Origin of the sequence: Saccharopolyspora erythraea (assembly GCF_018141105.1) — a bacterium.
GTDB classification, from domain to species: Bacteria; Actinomycetota; Actinomycetes; order Mycobacteriales; family Pseudonocardiaceae; genus Saccharopolyspora_D; species Saccharopolyspora_D erythraea_A.
Map to the genome: position 1 here is coordinate 4,183,278 of NZ_CP054839.1, position 19,946 is coordinate 4,203,223.

At 73.1% G+C, this 19,946-nt stretch carries 14 protein-coding genes; 9 read left to right on the plus strand and 5 right to left on the minus strand.

Translation table 11 applies throughout. The features are described 5' to 3' along the window. Nucleotides 1–43: 43 nt before the first annotated feature. The 5 genes from HUO13_RS18805 to HUO13_RS18825 form a co-directional block, all read right to left on the minus strand. A complete protein-coding gene (locus HUO13_RS18805; protein ID WP_249123852.1) occupies nucleotides 44–1,798 on the minus strand; it encodes an alpha/beta hydrolase family protein in 1,755 nt (584 codons plus the stop codon). After that, entirely contained in the window at nucleotides 1,795–4,554 is a 2,760-nt protein-coding gene (gene lanL / locus HUO13_RS18810; protein ID WP_211896448.1) for a class IV lanthionine synthetase LanL, read from the minus strand. Before lanL ends, HUO13_RS18805 begins: the two co-directional genes overlap by 4 nt. Nucleotides 4,555–4,896: 342 nt before the next feature. Then, on the minus strand, nucleotides 4,897–5,544 hold the full coding sequence (locus HUO13_RS18815) for a GntR family transcriptional regulator (protein WP_211896449.1): 648 nt from the start codon (nucleotides 5,542–5,544) through the stop codon (nucleotides 4,897–4,899). A gap of 3 nt (nucleotides 5,545–5,547) precedes the next feature. Next, entirely contained in the window at nucleotides 5,548–6,828 is a 1,281-nt protein-coding gene (locus HUO13_RS18820) for an amidase (RefSeq protein WP_249123853.1), read from the minus strand. Between the two features lie 8 nt (nucleotides 6,829–6,836). Then, on the minus strand, nucleotides 6,837–8,417 hold the full coding sequence (locus HUO13_RS18825; RefSeq protein WP_249123854.1) for a class I adenylate-forming enzyme family protein: 1,581 nt from the start codon (nucleotides 8,415–8,417) through the stop codon (nucleotides 6,837–6,839). 926 nt (nucleotides 8,418–9,343) lie between these two features. Here HUO13_RS18825 and HUO13_RS18830 point away from each other — a divergent pair. The 9 genes from HUO13_RS18830 to HUO13_RS18870 are packed head-to-tail and all read left to right on the plus strand — an operon-like array spanning nucleotide 9,344 to nucleotide 19,931. Continuing rightward, nucleotides 9,344–10,201: an FAD binding domain-containing protein gene (locus tag HUO13_RS18830; RefSeq protein ID WP_211896451.1), complete on the plus strand. Its 858-nt coding sequence runs from the start codon at nucleotides 9,344–9,346 to the stop codon at nucleotides 10,199–10,201. Continuing rightward, complete coding sequence (locus HUO13_RS18835) at nucleotides 10,198–12,534, plus strand: xanthine dehydrogenase family protein molybdopterin-binding subunit (protein WP_211896452.1); 2,337 nt, start codon at nucleotides 10,198–10,200, stop codon at nucleotides 12,532–12,534. The genes HUO13_RS18830 and HUO13_RS18835 overlap by 4 nt, the downstream gene beginning before the upstream one ends. Next, a complete protein-coding gene (locus HUO13_RS18840; protein WP_211896453.1) occupies nucleotides 12,531–13,013 on the plus strand; it encodes a (2Fe-2S)-binding protein in 483 nt (160 codons plus the stop codon). The genes HUO13_RS18835 and HUO13_RS18840 overlap by 4 nt, the downstream gene beginning before the upstream one ends. After that, on the plus strand, nucleotides 13,010–15,304 hold the full coding sequence (locus HUO13_RS18845; protein WP_211896454.1) for a xanthine dehydrogenase family protein molybdopterin-binding subunit: 2,295 nt from the start codon (nucleotides 13,010–13,012) through the stop codon (nucleotides 15,302–15,304). Before HUO13_RS18840 ends, HUO13_RS18845 begins: the two co-directional genes overlap by 4 nt. A 32-nt stretch (nucleotides 15,305–15,336) precedes the next feature. Further along, a complete protein-coding gene (locus HUO13_RS18850) occupies nucleotides 15,337–16,086 on the plus strand; it encodes an SRPBCC family protein (RefSeq protein WP_211896455.1) in 750 nt (249 codons plus the stop codon). Next, the gene (locus tag HUO13_RS18855) at nucleotides 16,083–16,775 is read left to right on the plus strand and encodes an enoyl-CoA hydratase/isomerase family protein (RefSeq protein WP_249123855.1); all 693 of its coding nucleotides are present in this window, start codon (nucleotides 16,083–16,085) and stop codon (nucleotides 16,773–16,775) included. Before HUO13_RS18850 ends, HUO13_RS18855 begins: the two co-directional genes overlap by 4 nt. A gap of 41 nt (nucleotides 16,776–16,816) precedes the next feature. After that, the gene (locus HUO13_RS18860; protein ID WP_211896456.1) at nucleotides 16,817–17,698 is read left to right on the plus strand and encodes an alpha/beta fold hydrolase; all 882 of its coding nucleotides are present in this window, start codon (nucleotides 16,817–16,819) and stop codon (nucleotides 17,696–17,698) included. A 28-nt stretch (nucleotides 17,699–17,726) separates the two neighbouring features. Next, a complete protein-coding gene (locus HUO13_RS18865; RefSeq protein ID WP_211896457.1) occupies nucleotides 17,727–18,524 on the plus strand; it encodes an SDR family NAD(P)-dependent oxidoreductase in 798 nt (265 codons plus the stop codon). A 36-nt stretch (nucleotides 18,525–18,560) separates the two neighbouring features. Then, nucleotides 18,561–19,931 carry an MFS transporter gene (locus HUO13_RS18870; protein WP_211896458.1) on the plus strand — a complete coding sequence of 457 codons (1,371 nt, stop codon included), beginning with the start codon at nucleotides 18,561–18,563 and terminating at the stop codon, nucleotides 19,929–19,931. Nucleotides 19,932–19,946 lie beyond the last annotated feature (15 nt).

Consider the following 19,946-nt stretch of genomic DNA (forward strand, 5'->3'; position numbering starts at 1 on the left):
CCGGGGATGGCCCCGAGCCCGAACGCACCCGATCCGCCTCACGTCATGGGCGCCCCCACGTGCGGCAGAAGCGGGCCACGGTGCTGCGCACCACCGCGGACACACCGGTCACCACCTCGTGGTGGTTCCCGGGGACCTCTTGGTAAGTCAGATCGGTGCAGCCGGACTCCAGCAGCCGGTCGCGCAGCTCCCTCGACTGGCCGACCGGGATCACGTCGTCATCGGTGCCGTGCATCAGCAGCAGCGGAACCGAGATCTCCGGGCACAGCCGCAACACGTCGCGCGCACCGAGCTGATCGTCTATTTCGGACAGAGCGCCCAAACGCATCGCGCGATGCCCGACCCATGGCGCGCTCGCGGAGTGCAGGCGTGCCCCCGACAGCAGGGGCGCCAACGCGACGCACGCCGACCACAGCTTCGGCGCGGCGCTGGCCGCCAGCAGCGAGAGGAACGCGCCGTAGCTGACGCCGAGGACCATCGGCCGCGGGAGGTCGGCGCGCAGCGAGCCCAGGTCGGCGCCGATGGCCACCACGTCGTCGAGATCCGGGCCGCCCCAGGCCTCCAGCACCGGACTCAGGTGCTCGTGCCCGTAGCCGGTGCTGCCGCGGTAGTTCGGCGCCACGACCGCGACCCCCGCGGAGGCCAGCGCCTGGAACAGCGGCTCGAACTGCATGCGCCACGCCGACAGCGGTCCGCCGTGCAGCGCGAGCACGAGACGGTCCGACCTCAGCCAGTCCCTGCCGTAGACGATCGCCTCGACCCCTCCGGCCGCGGCGCTGAGCCGCACGAGCTCGGCGTCCACCCACTCGCCGCCCGCGCCGTCGTCGGGCAGGTACGACGTCTCCTCGCACGAGGTGATCGTCAGCAGCGTCGTCGGCTTGGTGGGGGAGGAGAACGGCACCCGGATCGCGGCGGTGGACCAGTGCGCCCGCCCTCGGGTGACCCCGGTGGGGATGGCGAGCTGCCGCAACTGGTCGTCGTGCGGCGTGTAGACGTGCAGCGTGGTCACCGCACCGCGCTGCCTCTGCACGAGCACCCGCTTGCCCGGCGGGTCGATCGCCAGCGCCCGGTGGCGGAGTCCGTCCTCGTCCAGCCGCTCCGGGAAGCTGACCGCGTTCGCGCCGTCGAGCCGCGCCCAGCCGAGCCGGTGGTGGCCGCCCGCGTTGGTCTCGATCACCAGGAGGCCGGTGCCGGGATGGCACGCGACGATGCTGTCGCGGCTTTCCGGGGACAGCGAAAGGATCGTCCGCCAGCGCCTCCGCCCCAGGTCGACCAGTACGCCGTCGCACCGTCCCTGGCCCGTCGTGAGGTTGGCGCCCAGCAGTTCGAGCCTGGGGTCCAGCCACACGCCGCCGGACACCCAACCGGGCAGTCGCAGCACGAGCTCGGCTCCGGCGTCCGTGACCCGCCAGATCGCCGACTGGCAGGCGCTCTCGCGTGCGACCAGCACTCCGAGCGCCGAGGACGTGGGGTGGGGCAGCAGGTACCCGGCGACCGCGTGGACTCGCTTGAGGACCCGGCGGCCCCCCTCGGGATCGAGCAGCACGAGCTCGTGCGGCTCGGACGAGTTGGGGAAAAGCAGGACCCGGCCGTCGGCGAGCGGCTGCGCCTGGGCGCCGCGGTGCGGGGCGGGCTCCTGCCGCAGCAGCCTCGCCGCGCCCGAGTCGAACCCCCACATCTCGAACACCGACTCCGCGCCCCGCGTCCGCACGCAGGCCGCGTGGCGTCCGCCGGGAGCGAAGCTGAAGTTCGACCGCACCACCGCGCTCCCGGTGGCGGTCGTGCTCGGCGCGCTCACCGCTGCCCGGTCCAGCCGCCGGCGTCGGCCATCCACCGGCGCGGCCCGCCGTAGCGCAGGCGCAGCAGGAACGCCAGCACACCGCTGACGCCGTCGGCCCACTCCGCCGACACGTGCCCCTCCGGGTCGGTGAACACCGTCCGCCCGTCGCGGTAGACCCGGCGTCCGAAGACGGCATGCGCCATCCGGTGCGCGGTGGCGACGTAGGCGGGTTCCTCGAGGAAGTCGGCCATGTCGAGCACGAACTCCGCGTTGCCGGTCAAGCCGTGGCACTGGCCGACGGCGCCGGTCCGGCTGTGCTCGACCGTGGCGGAGGCCGCCTTCTCGGCCATGCCCCTGGCGCGGGTGTCACCGGTGAGCCTGGCCAGCCGCACCAGGAACGTCCCCACCCCGGAGGAACCGTTGCACCAGTGGGGGAGCAGCGGTTCCGCCGTGTCCAGCCCGCTGTGCCAACGCGCCCCGGCCTCGTCCACGACGGCGTGTTGCAGCAGCGGCCGTGCCAGTTGCTCGGCGGTCGTCTCGCATGCCGCTCCGCCGAGTTCCCCCGCCGCGAGCAGGAAGTAGCCGACTCCCGCGGTGCCGTGGGCGAAGCCGTGGAAGCGCTGCCCGGCGAAGATGGAGTCGGCGTCCTCGGGCACCTGCCAGAACGGCCCGTCGGAGTCGTGGCGCATCGAGCGCAGCAGCGCCTCGGCGCACTGCCGGACCCGATGGGCGAACTCGGCGTCGCCGGTGACCTGCCAGAAGTGCAGGTAGGTGAGCCCGATCCCGGCCATCCCGTGGGTGATGTCCGGGCTGAGCCAGCTGGTCGGCAGCTCCTTGGCCAGTCCCACCGCGTCGTCGGCGGCGGGGTGGTCGCGGAGCGCGGCGGCGGCGTCGTGCAGGGCCCAGGCGATGCCGGCCCGGCCGAAGTACAGCCCGGGCGGGCGGAACCCGTCCTGCCGCATCCGCCGGCGGATCCACTCGGCGGCCGTGCCGATCGCCTCCGCGACCCGGCCACCACCGCGCAGCCGGTAGTACGAGGTCAGAGCGCCCAGAACACCGGCAGCGCCGTGCTGGACGTTGCACGGGTCGTTGACAGGGCGCGGTACGGGCCAGAGCGCGTCGTCATCGTCGGGGTTCATCGTCGCCAGCAGGTGGTCGACGATCCCGTCGACGGCTTCCTGCCACTCGTCGCCGTCGAAGGGTTCGACCGAGCTGGAGCGATGCCCGAGGCCCGGCGCCGCCGCGAGCACCGTCCGGGCGTGCGACGGAGCGGGCCGGTTGGCCGGCTCGTCGTCCATCAGGCCGGTGATCAGCGCGGTCACCGAGGCCGGGAGCTCGGTGGCCGTCACCGTGGGCAGCCACACCGACAGGCGCTCCCGCAGCGGCCGGCCCGCCGGCTCGTCCTCGGGAAGGCGCGGGTCGGCCCCGGTGAGGACGTAGGCGAGCGTCGCGCCGAGACTGAAGCGGTCCGCCGACTGGTCTGGCTCGCTGCCGCGCAGCTGCTCCGGCGCGGCGTAGCCGGGAGTGCCCGCGGAGAGCCTGCCGGTCGTGTCCCCGGCGCGGACCGACAGCTCGAAGTCGATCAGCCACGGCTCGTCGTCGACGACGATGACGTTGTTCGGCGTGAAGTCCCGCAGCACCAGTCCGGTCTCGTGCACCGCTTGCAGCTTGTCCACGAGCCGTTCCGCCAGCCGCAGCGCGGCGGGCAGGTACCCGCGCGGCCCGTGCTGCCGGAACCGGTCGGTGACCCACCGCCGCAAGGGCGGCCCCTGGAGGTCGCGCATGGCCAGGTACAGGTGCCCGCTCTGTTCGAAGAACTCGACGACCTCGGGGGTGACGCCCAGCGGTGCCAGTGCCTCCAGTGCCCGGGCCTCGGCCCGCAGCATGTCCTGGGCGCAGGTGCCGTCCGAGCCGACGACGGTGTGCGGGCGGGCCTCCTTGATCACGACCGGCTTTCCGGTGCGCAGATCCTGAGCGCGGTAGAGACCGCCCTTGTTGGCGTGCCGGATCGCCTCCCGCACCGCGAAGCGGTCACCGAGCAGGATCCGCCTGTCACCCGAGGACGGCGCGGGCGCGGGTTCGGCGGCGGGGAAGGGGCATCGCGCCCACTCCGGCGGCGTGTAACGCGGCTCCCGGAGGTCGGGCACCGGCTCCCCGGCGGGGCTGCTGATGATGTGACGGTACAGGCCGTCGTTGGTCAGGACGCGCCGGTTGGCGAACGAGCCGTAGCGGTAGTGCACGATACTCCCCGGCCGGTACGGGCGGTCCGAGAGGATCACCGGACCGCTCAGCCCCGTGGTCGCCAGGTGCAGCGCCTCGGCGAGCTCGACCGCCTGCTCGTCGTCCCCTGGGTAGCAGGTCAGGAACTTGCCCGCGCCGTAGCGCGGCGCGTGCCCGGAGTTCAGGGCGTAGACGTGGTGCAGCGTGATCGCGAACTTGAAAGGGCGCTCGGCATCGAGGAGAACGGGCAGGCACCGCTGCAACACCGCGCCCGCGGTCCCCATCGTGGCCGACACGTGCAGCTTCCAGCCCTGGAGCACCTCCCGGGCGCCGGAGGGGGAAACCATGCACCACGGTTCTCCCTCGGCGACACGCCAGCGCGATGCGTCCGCGCGGGCGCCGAGCGCGTCGCGCAGCAGCGGAACGAGATCTTTAGGGTCCGGTGTGGACAGTGCGGGGCCGGGTCCGGGGCGCCCCGGGTCGGCGGCGGGCCTGGCGGTCAGGAGCTCGCTGGCTTCCTGACCTGCCGCCTCCGGGCGTGACTCCTGCTCCATCGACCCCTCCCCAGTCACCGGCCAGCAACCCCATGCTGAGTTCGGTCGGGGTCTTGCGCTCGGTGTGCGGTGCAGGTCGTGGGTGGGGTCGGTAGACCCTCGGTATGCGTCCGCGCAAGCGAGTACATTCGATCGGGACGTCGAAGGGTGAGCGTTCCGAAGCTCCGTCCTCAGTGGATTGAGATCCAGCAGTACGGAAAGCATCCGGATCCGGATTCGGGTTCACCCACGCGGGTGTTCAGCAGTGGAGTACCCATCGGGTGGTGGGAATGCCGTCGCGCAGAGTACCCCTTTTCAGGGATGGTCCCTGGGGCGCCGTTCGTGCTCCGCAGCGTCCCCGCGTCAGCGGCCTCCCTTGCGCCTGGCCGGGCGCTCGTCCTCCAGATGGGTGCTGCCGACGATGTGCGAGCGGGTGAGCTCACCGGCCCGGGCGCTGTCGCCCTCGCGCAGGGCGTCGATGATCGCCTGGTGCTCCTCGGCGGACTCGCGGTGGGAGCGCGCGACCTTGGGCCCGTCGGGCATCGACTGCCACAGCATCCGCATCAGCGAGAGCAGCACCGGGCTCTCGGCGGCCTGGTAGATGGCGAAGTGGAAGTCGCGGTTGAGCGAGCCGTAGGCTCGGTCGTCCTCGGCCAGTCCGGCGATCCGGTCGTTGACCGACTGGATCGCCGACAACCGCTCCGAGGTGATCCGCTTGGCCGCCAGTTGCGCGGCCAGCGATTCCAGAGCGGCGCGGATCAGGTAGTTCTCCTCCTTGGCGTCGAACGCCGATTCGGCGACCGTGGCGCTGCGGTGCGCGTCGGTGGTGATCAGGCCCTCCGACTCGAGCCTGCGCAGCGCCTCGCGGACCGGTGTCGGGCTCACGCCGAGCCGGTCGGCCAGATCGCGCTGGCGCAGCGTGGTTCCCGCCGCCAGCTCACCGGTGACGATCATCTCCCGGAGCATGCTGGTGACCAGTTCGGTCTTGCTGGTGTACAGCGGCTGGGACAAGGCTCATCCGTTCTCTGCGTCGCCGCGCCCGCGCTCCAGCAGTTCCGCGCAGCGCAGCAGGGGGTCGGTCGTGGGGGCGAGGAACTGCACGCCGGTGGGCAGTCCCCCCGGCCCCGGCAGGCCGGGCACCGACAGCGCGGGTACACCGGACACCGAGGCCAGGGAAGTCGTGGAAGCGTGCGCGGCCTGCACCGGCAGCATCCGGCCCGCGCATTCGGTCAGCTCGTCACCGATCCTGCTCGCCGGCACCGGTGAGCTCGCCAGCAGCAGCGCGTCGACCTGGCCGAAGGCGTCGTCGAGCCCGGCGATGATCGACCGGCGGACCGCGAGCGCCCGCTGGTAGTCGGCATCGGCGACCCGCGCGCCGAGCCGCAGCACTTCGCGCACCTGCGGGCCGACCTGGTCGGGGTCGGCGGGCCACCAGTGCCGCGCCGACTCCGCGAGCATGATCACGTAGGACGCCGCAGGGGCGAGGCCGGAGTTGCGCACGGCGACCTCCACCACGTCCACCCCGCTTTCGCACAGACGTGACACGGCGTCGTCGACGGCGGCGGCGACCGGTGGCTCGACCCGCCCGGCCCACCGGTCGCGGATCACGCCGACCCTGCGCACGGGCTGCCCGGTCGGTTCCGCACCGAGCGCGGTCAGCGCGATGCGGCAGTCGGAAACCGTCGCCCCCAGCACTCCCGGCGAGTCCTGGGTGGGGGCGAGGGGCGCGATGCCATCGGTCGGAAGCGTGCCCACCCCGGCCTTGATGCCGACCACGCCGCACAGCGCGGCGGGGTTGCGGATCGAACCGCCGGTGTCGGTGCCCAGCGCGACAGGGACGACGCCCTCGGCCACGGCGGCGGCCGAGCCACCGCTGGAGCCGCCGGTGATCCGCGCCGGGTCCAGTGGGTTTCGGCAGCCGGGTGTCACCATTCCCCAGGCCAGCTCGTGGGTGCGGGTCTTGCCGATCACGACCGCGCCCGCGTCGCGCAGCCCGCTCACGATCGCCGCATCCCGCTCGGCGCGGTGGTGGCCGAGATCGCGCGTGCCGCAGCGGGTCCACGCACCGGCGACGTCGATGTTGTCCTTCACCGCCACCGGAATCCCGTGCAGCGGGCCGCGATCCGTCCCGGCGGCCAGCTCGCGGTCGGCCACCGCGGCGTCCCGCGCCGCGCGTTCGGGCAGCAGCTCGACGAACGCACCGGTCGTGCTCGCGCGCGCGGCGCCGAGCGCCTGGGCGACCAGCTCGGTGGCGGTGGTGCCGGACGCCCGCAACCGCGCCGCGAGGCCGGTCACCGAGGAGCTCAAAACTCCGCTCGCCACAGCTTCGCCACCGCCTTGTCGAGTTCCGAGGTGTCCAGCGGCTCGCGCAGCTCCGAGCGCCGCAGCTTGCCCATGCTGTTGCGCGGGAGGGCGTCGACGAAGAACACCTGCTTCGGGCACTTGTACGGTGCCAGCAGCTTCCTGGCGTGGGCCACGACCTCCTCGGCCGAGACCCGCGACTCCGCGACCACCCACGCGGTGACCTGCTCGCCCCAGCGCCGCGAGGGCAGCCCGGCGACCGCCGCGGAGCTGACGGCCGGATGCTTCTCCAGGGCGAGCTCCACCTCGCGGGGGTAGACGTTGAGCCCGCCGGTGATGACGAGCTCCTTCTTGCGGCCCGTGATGCGCAGGTAGCCGGTGCCGGCGTCGATCCGGCCGAGGTCGCCGGTCCGGAACCAGCCGCCGGAGTGGAAAGCCTCGGCCGTGGCATCGGGGAGCTTCCAGTAGCCGGAGAACACCTGCGGCCCGCGGAGCAGGATCTCGCCTTCGGTGCCGTCTTCGACCGGATCGCCGGAGTCCGTGCCGATGCGGAGCTCGACGCCCGGCAGCGGCAGCCCCACCGTGCCGGGCACGCGGGGACCGTCGAGGGGGTTGGACACGTCGAGCCCGCTCTCGGTGCTGCCGTAGCGTTCCAGCGGCGGTTCGCCCATGACCGCCGCGATCCGCCCGGCGAGGTCCGGCGACAGCGGAGCCGAGCCGCTGACCGCCAGCCGCAGGCTCGGAGCACCCAGTGCGCCGGGAACCTCGGCCACGAGGCGTTCGTAGACCGCGGGCACCGCGAACAGCACCGTGGCGCCGTGCCGCTGGATCGCATCGCCCAGCTCGGCGGCGTCGAAACGGGGCAGGACCACCGCCGACGAACCGGCCAGCAGCGTGGCGTGCACGCCGCCGAGCCCGTGCTGGTGGCTCAACGGCAGCGAGTGCACCAGTACGTCGCCTGCGCTCCAGCGCCACGCGTGCATAGCGGCGCGGATCGACGAGAGCAGGTTGGCGTGGGTCAGCGGAACGCCCTTCGGCGCGCCGGTCGTGCCGGAGGTGTAGGCGAGCAGGGCGACGTCAGCGGTACCGATCCGGGGGAGCGGACCTGGTTCGAGCTCGGGGAGCGGCTCGTCGAGCGAGACCTGGTTCGCGACGTCGACCAGCGCGGACGCGGGCTGGGCGACGAAGGCCCACGCCGCCTGGCTGTCGTCGACGAGGTGGGCGAGCTCATCGGCGGTGTAGGCGGGGTTCGCCAGCACCACGGTGCCGCCGGCTCGCAGGATCGCCAGGTAGGCCACCACCAATGCGGCGGAGTTGCCACCGCAGAGCAGAACCCGGTCGCCGGGGGCGAGACCGCGGCTCAGCAGCCAGGAGGCGGTGCGCCGGCTGCGCTCGTCGAGCGCGCGGTGGCCCAGCCAGTGCTCGCTCTCGGCGGGGAAGAGCAGCGCGGGCCCGTCGCCGGGGCGCAGCGCTCCCGGCAGCGTGCCCGCGACGAGGTCTTCGACGTGGACTTCGGGGCCGTGGCACAGCCACGCCGTCCGGTTTCGGGACTCCTCGGATACCGCCAATGCGTCCTCCAGCACGCCGGGTCCGCTCCTGGTGGTACCGCGCTTTCGCCGGTGACACAACGAAAACCGCGTTCTAGGCTCGGGTTCGTGCGAGGTCGGCGAAGGCTGGACCACCAGGTTTGCGATATGGTATATCAAATCGCACGAAGTGTCAGGCCGACGGCAACCGAGAGGAGAGCCGTCATGGACCCTGTCCCCAACGCGAGCGAGCGCCTGCCCCGCCCTTCCTCCCCGCCGCGGTCGGCTACCGCTCGGCATCGACGGCCCTCGGAAGTGATCGCGCCACCGCTCCCGGCTGGCAAGGCGAGTGTCCGTGCCGACACGGCCACCTTGCAGCCGCCCGCCGACACCCGGTTGAGTCGCGCGGCTGGGATGGCCGTGTGCCGGTCCGCTGACCTTCGACGGAGCCGCCCTGCAGCCATGGCCGTGCGTCGGCCCGTCGAGGTCCGACGGAGCCGCAACGCCGAAACGGCCGCCGTGCGCCGGTCTGCCGACGCCCAACAGCGCCGCGTCGCCGAGACGGCCGGGCGCCGGTCCGATGACGCCCGCCCGACTCGCCCCACCGGCACGGCCGTGCGCCGGACCGCTGACGCAGGGCCGAGCCGCGCCACTGACACGGCCGAGCGCCGACCCGCCGTCGCCCGGCAGCGCCGCGCCGACGAGACCGCCGGAAGCCGGCCCGTCACCACCCGACGAAGCCGCACCGCCGAGACGGCCAGGCGCCGCTGCGGCGACGCCCGACAGGGCCGCCACACCGGCACGGTCCTGTGCGCCGACACCCGACCGTGCCCCCGCCACCTGCCGACCGGCGTGCGAACCATCGCGCGGTCCGCGACGGTAATGCCAACCCTCGCGCTGTCCGGCCGGTCGTCGTGCGGTCGCCGACCGCGCCCGCTCACCGCCGCGCGAGGCCGTGCGTTACCGCGCCGATTGGAGTCCGCGTGAAGCCGGCACCGTTCGAGTACCACCGCGCGCACGACGTCCGCGGCGCCGTCGAGCTGCTCACCGAGCTGGGCGACGACGCCAAGCTGCTCGCGGGCGGCCAGAGCCTGGTCGCGATGATGAACTTCCGGCTGGCGCGACCGACCGCGCTGGTCGACGTCGGCCGCGTCGACGGCCTGCGCTACCTGCGCTCCGACGGCGCCGCGCTGTGCATCGGCGCGCTGACCACGCACCACGAGGTGCAGACCGCCCGCGCACCGCGGATCCCCGACTCCTTCGGCGTGCTCAGCAGGGCGGCGCGCTGGATCGGCCACTACCCGATCCGGACCAGGGGCACCGTCGGCGGCAGCCTCGCGCACGCCGACTCCACCGCCGAGTGGTGCCTGCTCGCGGTCCTGCTGGACGCCGAGATCGTCGCCGAGAGCACCAGCGGGCGGCGCTCGATCCCGGCGGCGGAGTTCTTCTTCGGCTTCCTCGACACCGCCCTGCGTCCCGACGAGATGATCGTCGAGGTCGTGTTCCCGCGCCCCGCTCCGCACGCGGCGCTGACGGAGTTCGCCCAGCGCGCCGGGGACTTCGCGATCGTGGCCGCCGCCGTGGACCTCGACGTGGCCGGCGGGATGTGCCGCGGCGGGCGGATCGCGCTGGGCGGGGTCGACGCGGTGCCGGTCCGGGTTCCCGAGGCCGAGGAGGTCCTGTCCGGGGCCGAGATCGGCGACGAGCTGTTCACTGCCTGCGCCGAGGCGGCGGCCACCGCGATCGATCCGGGCAGCGACGCGCACGGCAGCGCCGACTACCGCCGGATGCTGACCCGCACGCTGGTCGCCCGCGCGTGCCGGGAGGCGACGGCGGTATGACCGGGCACGGACAGGGCTGGATCGGCAAGTCGTTCGCCCGCAAGGAAGACCACCGGCTGCTGACCGGTCGCGGTTGCTTCGTCGACGACCGGCCGAGGCCGGACGCGCTGCACGCCGCCTTCGTCCGCAGCCCGGTCGCCTCGGCGGCCCGCGTGTCGGTCGACCTGTCCGAGGTGTCCGGCGTGGACGGTGTGCGGGCGGCGTTCGCGAGCGGGGAACTGGGCGTCTCCGGGCTGACCGCGCTGCTGGACCGGGAGGAGTTCACCGCGACCTCGATGCCGATCCTGGCCACCGGCGCCGTGCGCTACGCCGGTGAACCGCTGGCGATCGTGCTCGCGGAGGACCCGTACGCCGCTGAGGACGGCGCAGAGCGGGCCTCGGTCGACTTCGAAGCGCGGCAGGCGGTCACCTCGATCGAGGAGGCGCTGGCACCGGGGGCTCAGGGCGTGCACGACGAACTCGCGGCCAACACGTTCCTCGACGTCGCGCCCTTCAGCGACGACGAGATCGACGATGTCTTGGCCTCCGCGCCCTGCGTCGTGCGCACGTCCCTGCGCACCGGCAGGCAGAACGCCTTACCGCTGGAACCCAGGGGTTGCCTGGCCGAGTGGGTGGACCGCGACGAGCAGCTCGTCCTGCACGTCTCCACCCAGGTGCCGCACCAGGTCCGCACCGCCGCCGCGCGCTGCCTGGGCCTGGCCGAGCGGCAGGTGCGGGTGGTGGTGACCGACGTCGGCGGCGGGTTCGGGCTCAAGTGCGTGGTGGGCCGCGAGGAGATCGCGGCGGCCGCGGCGGCCCTGCGGCTGCGCAGGCCGGTGAAGTGGATCGAGGACCGTTCCGAGGGGTTGTCGGCCAGCTTCCACGGCCGCCAGCAGCAGTACGACGTGCGGGCAGCGTTCGACGCCGGAGGCCGCATCCTCGCGCTCGACGCCGACATCCGCTGCGACGTCGGGGCGTACTCGGTGTTCCCGTTCACCAGCGGGGTCGAGCCGCTGATGGCCTCGGCGGAGCTGCCGGGCGTCTACCGCGTTCCGCGCTACCGGGCGCGGGCCAGGGCGGTCGCGACGAACAAGGCGCCGACCGCGCCGTACCGCGGTGTCAGCCGCCCGCAGATCGTGGCAGTGATGGAGCGGCTGATGGAGCGCGCCGCCCGCGAGCTCTCGGTGGACCCGCTGGAGCTGCGCCGCAGGAACCTGATCGACTCCTTCCCCTACACCGGCATCAACGGCATCACCTACGACCCGGGCTCCTACCGCGAGTCCCTGGACCTCTGCGAGCGCCGCCTCCGCGAGGAGGGCTGGTTCGACTCCCGCGACGGCGACCGGCGCGTGGGGATCGGCTTCGCCTGCTTCAACGAGCGCACCGGGTACGGCACCGAGGCGTTCGCGCAGCGGAAGATGGCGGTCGTTCCCGGCTACGACATCTCCGAGGCGCGGATGGACCCGGCAGGCTGGGTCACGGTGACCACCGGCACCTCCGCGCACGGCCAGGGACACGAGACGACCCTGGCGCAGATCGCGGCCGACCAGCTCGGCCTGCACCCGGACCGGATCAAGGTCCGCCAGGGCGACACCGACCTGGTCTCCTACGGCTGGGGCACCTTCGGCAGCCGCTCGGCGGCCATCGGCGGCGGCGCGGTCCGGCTCTCGGCCTCCCGGCTGGCCGACAAGATCCGGACGGTGGCCGCGCACCTGCTCGACACCGAGGCAGGCAACGTCGACCTGGTCGACGGCTGGTGCCGCCGCCGCGACAACCAGGAGGACGGGCTGCCGATCGCCGAGGTCGCCGAGGTCTCCTACCTGCGGGCGAACCGGCTTCCCAAGGACGTCGACCCCGGCCTGTCGGCCGAGGCGGCCTTCGACGTGCTGACCTCCGGCACGTTCTCCAACGCCACCCACGGCGTCGTGGTCGAGCTCGATCCCGGAACCGGCAGTCCGCGCATCCTGCGCTACCTCGTCGTCGAGGACTGCGGCGTGGTGATCAACCCGAAGATCGTCGACGGCCAGGTGCGCGGAGGCGTCGCGCAGGGCATCGCGGGCGCGCTGTACGAGGAGATCGGCTACGACGCCGAAGGCCAGCCGACCGCGGCAAGCCTGATGGACTACCTGGTGCCGACCGCCTCGGAGATCCCCGAGATCGGCGTCGAGCACCTGGAGACGCCGTGCGCGTTCACTGAGACGGGTGCCAAGGGGATGGGCGAGGGCGGCACCATCGGCGCGCCCGCCGCCGTCCTCAACGCGGTCAACGACGCCCTGCGCGGCACCGGCGTCGAACTCGACGCGCTGCCCGTCCGGCCGGAGCACATCCACCGAGCCCTGGAGCGCAACCGATGAAGGACCAGCACCTGATCAGCCTGACGGTCAACGGCGAGCCCCACGAGGTCCTGGCCGAGTCCCGGCGCACCCTCGCCGACGTGCTGCGCCACGACCTCGGCTACACCGGCACGCACCTGGGTTGCGAGCACGGCATCTGCGGGGCGTGCACCGTCCTGGTCGACGGTGTGCCCGCGCGCTCGTGCCTGATGTTCGGCGTGCAGGCCGACGGCGCCGAGATCGGCACCGTGGAGGGCCTTGCCGACGGGGACCGGCTGTCGGACCTGCAGGAGGCGTTCTCCCGCAGGCACGGCTTGCAGTGCGGGTTCTGTACGCCGGGCTTCCTGATGCTCGCCGAGGCGTTCCTGGCCGAGAACCCCGGCGCCACCAGGGAGGAGATCCGGGAGGCGGTCTCGGCGAACCTGTGCCGCTGCACCGGGTACCAGGGGATCGTGGAGGCGGTCACCGAGGTCGCCGAGAGCAGGCGGGAGCGGGCATGAGCACCACCGGCACCGCGGCGCCGGCCACCGGCGCGGCGGTCGGGCACCGCGTCATCGGCACCAGTGTGCGCAGGCACGAGGACGACCGGCTCCTGCGCGGTCTGGGCCGCTTCGCCGACGACGTCGACCGCATCGGCCAGGCGCACGCCCGCGTGGTGCGCTCCGGCTCGGCGCACGCCGAGATCCTCGGCATCGACACGGCGCAGGCGCGGGGCGTGCCCGGTGTGCTCACCGTGATCACCGGCGCGGACCTGGCCGGTATCCCGCCGATCCCCATCCGGCTGCCGCGCGGCGACGAACCCGCCGAGAGCCTGCAACCGGTCCTCGCCGCCGACCGGGTGCGCTACGTCGGCGAACCGGTGGCCGTGGTCGTGGCGGAGGACCCCTACACCGCGGAGGACGCCGCCGAACTCGTCGTGGTCGACCTGCGGGAGCTGCCCGCCGCGGTGGAGGCGACCGGCACCAAGCCCGCCGCCACGCTGGAGGCCGGGTACGGGGACGTCGCCGAGGCGTTCGCGGCGGCGGAGCACGTCGTCGAGCTCGAGCTGGAGGTCGGCAGGCACGCCGCGGTGCCGCTGGAGACGCGCGGACTGGTCGCCGAGTACGACGTCGCCGCGCGCACGCTGCAGGTATGGGGTGCGACCAAGGTCCCGGTGTTCAACCGCGGAGTGCTCGCGCGGATGCTGGGCATGCCGCAGGAGCGGATCCGCCTGCACGCGATGGACGCCGGTGGCGGCTTCGGCGCGCGGGGCGAGTTCTACCCCGAGGACCTGCTGATCCCGTGGCTCGCGCGGCACCTGCGACGTCCGGTGAAGTGGACCGAGGACCGCGCGGAGAGCCTGGTCGCGCTCAACCACTCGAGGCAGCAGCGCCACCGCGTGGCCGCCGCCTTCGACGCCGACGGGCGCCTGCTCGCGCTGCGCGACGAGATCGTGCACGACAACGGTGCCTACCTGCGCACGCACGGGCTGCTGGTGCCGGAGCTGACGATCGGCATGCTGCCGGGGCCGTACCGGGTCCCGGCCTACCACGCCGCGGTCGACGTGGTGCTGACGAACAAGACGCCGTGCGGCACCTACCGCGCGCCCGGCCGCTACGAGGGCACGTTCGCCAGGGAGCACCTGCTCGACGTGGCCGCCGACCGGATCGGTCTCGACCGCGCCGAGCTGCGGCGCCGCAACCTGCTGCGAGCCGACGAAATGCCGCACGTCCGGCCGTTGCGAGCGCTCGGCACCGACGTCGTGCTCGACGCGGGCGACTACCCGGGGCTGCTCGGCACCGCGCTGGAGCGGACGCTGCCGTGGCGGGCCGAAGCCGAGCGGCTGCGCGCCGAGGGCCGCACGGCGGGCTTCGGGTTCGCGGTGTTTCTGGAGAAGAGCGGGCTCGGACCGCACGAGACCGCCGACGTGCTGGTCGAACCCAGCGGGCTGGTGCGGGTCCACTCGGGCGGCACGTCGCTCGGGCAGGGCATCGAGACCGCGCTGGCCCAGATCGCCGCCGACCGGCTGGGCGTCGACGACACCGCGGTCCACGTCGTCAACGGCGACACCGAGCTCCAGCCGTTCGGGCTCGGGTCCTGGGCCAGCCGCTCGACCGTGCTGGCGGGCAACGCCGTCGACCTCGCTGCCCAGGCGGTGGTCGAGCGCGCCCGGCAGGTCGCCGCCCTGATGCTCGACGTGCCGCAGGCGTGGGTCGAGCAGGACGGGGCGGGCTTCGCCGCCGGCGGCCGACGCGTCGAGCTGGCCGAGGTCGCCGCCGCATGCGCGCCCGGCAGCAGGTACCTGGAGGCCGGGACCGCGCCGGGGCTCCAGGCGCGGCGCGTCTTCGAGGCCGACCACATGACCTACCCCTACGGGGTCCACGTGGCGCTGGTCGACATCGACCGGGGGACCGGGCACGTCTCGGTGCTGCGCTACCTGGTCGCCTACGAGGTGGGCAGGGCCGTCAACCCCGCCCTCGTCGAGGGTCAGCTGCTCGGGGGAGTGGCACAGGGGCTTGGTGGTGCGGTCTACGAGAACTTCCACTACGACGAACAGGGACAGCCCCAGGCGACGACGTTCATGGACTACCTGCTGCCGACGGCCGCGGAGGTCCCCGGTGTCGTCGAGGCGCTGGTGACCGAGGACGCGCCCAGCCCGGACAACCCGCTGGGCGTCAAGGGCGCGGGCGAGGGCGGCATCACCGCCGTCGGCGCGGCCGTCGCCAACGCCGTCCGCGATGCCCTGGGCCTGTCCGGCGATGTCGGCCACCTGCCACTGGGACCGGGGCGGGTCGCCGAGCTCGCGAACTGACGTGCTCGCCGCGGCGAGAGGGAGGAGTTGCCATGCGGCTGACCAACGAGGTGGTGCTGCCCGCGCCGCCGGAGCAGGTCTTCGACCTGATCAACGACGTCGAACGGGTCGCGCCCTGCATGCCGGGGGCCACCCTGCAGGGGCGCTCGGGCGACGACGGCTACCAGGGGAAGGTGAAGGTCAAGGTCGGGCCGATCTCGGCGGCCTACAGCGGCGTCGTGCGCTTCCTGGAGGTCGACCGCGCGGGCAGCAGCATCGTTCTCGACGCGCGGGGTGCCGACCAGCACGGCGGCGGCGCGGCCGAGGCCAAGGTGCGGGTCCAGGTCCGCCCGCACGACGACGGAAGCGTCCTGTCGCTGGACACCGATCTGGTGATCCGGGGCAAGGTCGCCCAGTTCGGGCGCGGCGCTCTCGGGGACGTCTCGCAGAAGCTGATGGAGCAGTTCGCGGGCAACCTCAGCGGCCTGCTCGCCGAACCCGCTCCGGCCGCCTCACCCGCAGAGCCCGCCTCTGCGCCGCCGACCGCCGCACCCGCACCGGAACCGCAGGCGGCCGGAGCCGAGCTCGACGGGATGTCGCTGGTCGCGTTACCGCTTGCCAAGCGGATCGCGCCGCTGGCCGCCGCGCTCGCCGTCGGTGTCGTCGCGGGCAGGCTGCTGGGCGGCCGCGGCGGGCGGCGCGGCGTGCTGGCCGACGAGATCGTCGAGGCCACCGTCCGCGTCGGCGCCGACCGCTACACCGTGCCCGCCCGCCGCGTCGTGACCCTGCTGGGGCGCCGATGAGCACGTCGTTGAAGCCCTCCGAACCCGAAGCCGGCGTTCTGCTGCTGGCGCTGGACCGCCCGAAGGTCCACAACGCGCTGGACCTGGAGCTGGTCGCCGCGCTGCGCAAGCACATCTCCGGTGCCGGTCCCGGCACCCGGGCGATCGTGGTGTGTTCGCAGACGTCCGGGCGGTTCTGCGCCGGAGCCGACCTCGCGGTCCCCGACGCCGAACGCAAATCGGTCAGCGACGAGCTGTACGCGCTGTTCGAGCAGATGATCATCGCGCCGGTGCCGGTCATCGCGGCGATCGACGGCGCGGCGGTCGGCGGTGGGGCGCAGCTCGCGCTGGCCTGCGACGTGAGGCTGGGGTCCGAGCGCGCCCGTTTCCGCTTCGTCGGTCCCGCGCACGGGCTCTCGGTGGGGCCGTGGGCGCTGCCGTCGACGGTCGGCAGGCACGCCCTCGAACTGATCTTCAGCCAGCGCTTCGTCGAGCCGGAGGAAGCCGTCCGCATCGGACTGCTCGACCGCGTCGCCGACGACCCGCTGGCCGAGGCGCTGGCGGTCGCGCGCACCGTGACCGGCCTCGACCCCGACGCGGTGCGCAGGGCCAAGGAGCACGTCGTGCACGGCGAGCGGCTGCTGGAAAGGCTCGCCCGCGAACGCACCGAGAACGGCGCCGTGTTCACCGGGGAGGTTCCCCGCAGGTAGCGGCCGCGGCCGCGAGACGAGTTCTGGAAACGGAGGCCCGGATGCCCCACGCCACGACCGACGACGGAGTGCGCCTGTACTACGAGGAGGCGGGCAGCGGTGTCCCGCTGGTGTTCGTCCACGAGTTCGCGGGCGACCACCGCTCCTGGGAGCCGCAGATCAGGCACTTCTCCCGCTCCTACCGCTGCGTGGTCTACGCGGCGCGGGGCTTCCCGCCGTCGGACGTGCCGGGCGATCCCGCCGCGTACGGCCAGTACCGGGCGGTCGACGACCTGGCCGCGGTGCTCGACGCCATCGGCGCGGAGTCCGCCCACGTCGTCGGCAACTCGATGGGCGGGTTCTGCGCCCTCCACTTCGGACTGCGCTATCCGTCCCGGGCCCGCTCCATGGTGGTGGCCGGGTGCGGTTACGGCGCGCATCCCGACGCCCAGGACAGGTTCCGCGCCGAGTCGGAGAAGGTCGCGGCCGCCTTCGAGACCGAGGGATCGGCCGATTTGGCCCAGTGGTACGGCTACGGCCCGGCCCGCGTGCAGTTCGAGACCAAGGACCCGCGCGGGCACGCCGAACACGTGGCCGTGCTCGCCGAGCACGACCCGGTGGGTGCAGCGCTGACGATGCGCGCGGTGCAGAAGGCGCGTCCCTCGCTGTACGCGCTGCGCGGCGAGCTGGCCGGCTGCCAGGTTCCGGCCCTGATCGTCGCCGGTGACGAGGACGAGGGCGTGCTGGAGACCGACCTCATGCTCAAACGCACCATGCCGCGGGCGGGCCTGCTGGTGCTGCCCAAGACCGGCCACGTCACCAACCTCGAGGAACCCGAGCTGTTCAACATCCACGTCGAGCGCTTCCTGGCCCAGGTCGGCAACGACCGCTGGCCCGGCAGGGATCCGCGTTCGCTGAGCACATCCACCACGGGCGCGAAGTGAGCCCCGACGCGACAAGGGAGAGTCCGCAATGGATCTGAAGCTCGACGGCAAGACCGCGTTGGTCACCGGCGCCAGCAAGGGCATCGGCCGCGCCACCGCGGAGCGGCTCGCCGCGGAGGGCTGCGACGTGGTGGTCGTCTCGCGCACCGAGGCCGAGATCCTGCGCGCGGCCAAGGAGATCACCGCCGCCGGTGGCGGCGAGGCGCTGGGGCTGGCCGGGGACATGAGCGTCACCGCCGAGGTCGAGCGGTGCGTGCAGGCGGCCATCGACCGCTTCGGCAAGATCGACATCGTGGTGACCTGCGCGGGTTCGTCCCCGGGCGGGCTGCTGGAGGAGCTGACCGAGGAGCAGTGGCTGGGCAGCATGCAGCTGAAGTTCCTCGGCTACGTGCGCACGGTGCGCGCGGTGATCGGCCACATGCGCGAGCGCGGTGAGGGGTCGATCGTGCTGGTGGTCGGCAACGACGGCCTCAAGCCGTCCTACTGGGAGATGACCGCGGGCGCGGCCAACGCCGCCGACATCAACTTCGCCTCGTCGGTGGCCGAGCAGTACGGACCGATGGGCATTCGCTGCAACACCGTCAACCCCGGGCCGGTCAACACCGACCGGTGGGCGGGTCTGGAAGCGGCGTTCGCCCGCGACAAGCAGGTCTCCGGCGACCGGGCGCACGAGCTGGCGCTGGCGTCGCTGCCGCTGGGCCGCATCTGCGAACCGGACGAGGTCGCCGACGTGGTGACCTTCGTCGCCTCGCCGCGGGCGAGCTACCTCAACGGCGCGCACATCCCGCTCGACGGCGGGCAGCGCAAGGCGATCATGGACCTCTGAGGTCCGCACTGCCGGCCCAGACCGATTGGATTTCCCATGAAGACCGGAGACCAGGTCGTCCAGGAACTGCCGTGGAAGTGGAACACCCAGGGCATGATCTTCGTGATCGGCGGCCTCGGGTTCATGTTCGACGCGTGGGACGTGGCCCTCAACGGGTTCCTCATCCCGCTCGTCGGAGCCGAATGGGGCCTCTCGCCCGGCGCGCGCGGCTGGGTGGGCACCTCGAACCTGATCGGCATGGCGGTCGGCGCGATCGTGTGGGGCTGGATCGCCGACACCATCGGCCGCCGGCGCGCGTTCAGCCTCACCCTGCTGATGTTCTCGCTGTTCTCGGTGGCCGGTGCGGCCTCGCCGGACTTCGTCACCTTCTGCGTGTTCCGGTTCCTGGCCGGAGTGGGCCTCGGCGGCTGCATCCCGGTGGACTACGCGCTGGTCGGCGAGTTCACCCCGGCCAAGGTGCGCGGCAAGGTGCTGACCGCGATGGACGTGTGGTGGCCGATCGGGGCGACGCTGTGCGGCGTGGTCTCGGCCGGGCTGATCGTGGCCACCGGAAGCTGGCGGGTGCTGCTGCTGGTCATGGTGCTGCCCGCGCTGCTGCTGTTCTGGGTGCGCCGTTCGGTGCCGGAGTCGCCGATGTACCTGGTCCGCAAGGGACGCGGGGAGGAGGCCAGAGCGGTGATCGACGCGCTGGTGCGGCGCACCGGCGCGCCCGCCGAACCGTGGGCGCTGCCCGAACCGGCGCCCAAGGCGAGGCTCTCACCTCGGGCGCTCGGCGGGCAGCTGCGCGACCTGTGGCGGTTCAGCGCGGGTATCACCTCGGCGTCGTGGGCGCTGTTCCTGACCGTCTTCCTGGTCTACTACGGCGCGCTGACCTGGCTGCCGAGCATCCTGATCAGCCAGGGCTACGGCAACTACGCGGCGTTCATGGTCACCACGCTGATGACCGCCATCGGCATCGTCGGGGTGCTGGTGTCGGCGTGGCTGGTCGACGTGATCGGGCGCAAGTGGGTGATCGGGGCCAGCGGCCCGCTGGCGGCGCTGTCGCTGGTGCTGTTCGCCTACCAGCTCGACATCGACTTCGCGGCCAAGGCGTGGATCACCGCGTTCGGCTTCCTCATCGAGCTGACGATCCCGGCGCTCTACGCCTACGTCTCGGAGCTGTACCCGACGGGGCTGCGCGCCAGCGGGTTCGGCTGGGCCTCGACGGTCAGCCGCATCGGTGCCGGGTTCGTGCCGCTGATCTTCGGTTCGCTGCTGTGGCCGCACCTCGGGCTGCCGATGACCTTCGCGGTGATCGGCGTTCTCCTGCTGCTGGCCTCGCTGTGGATGGCCGTCGCGGCGCCGGAGACCAAGGGACGCGAGCTGGACGAGATCGGCGCGCACCCCAGCGCGCAGGGCGCGTCCTGACCGGACGGACCGGGC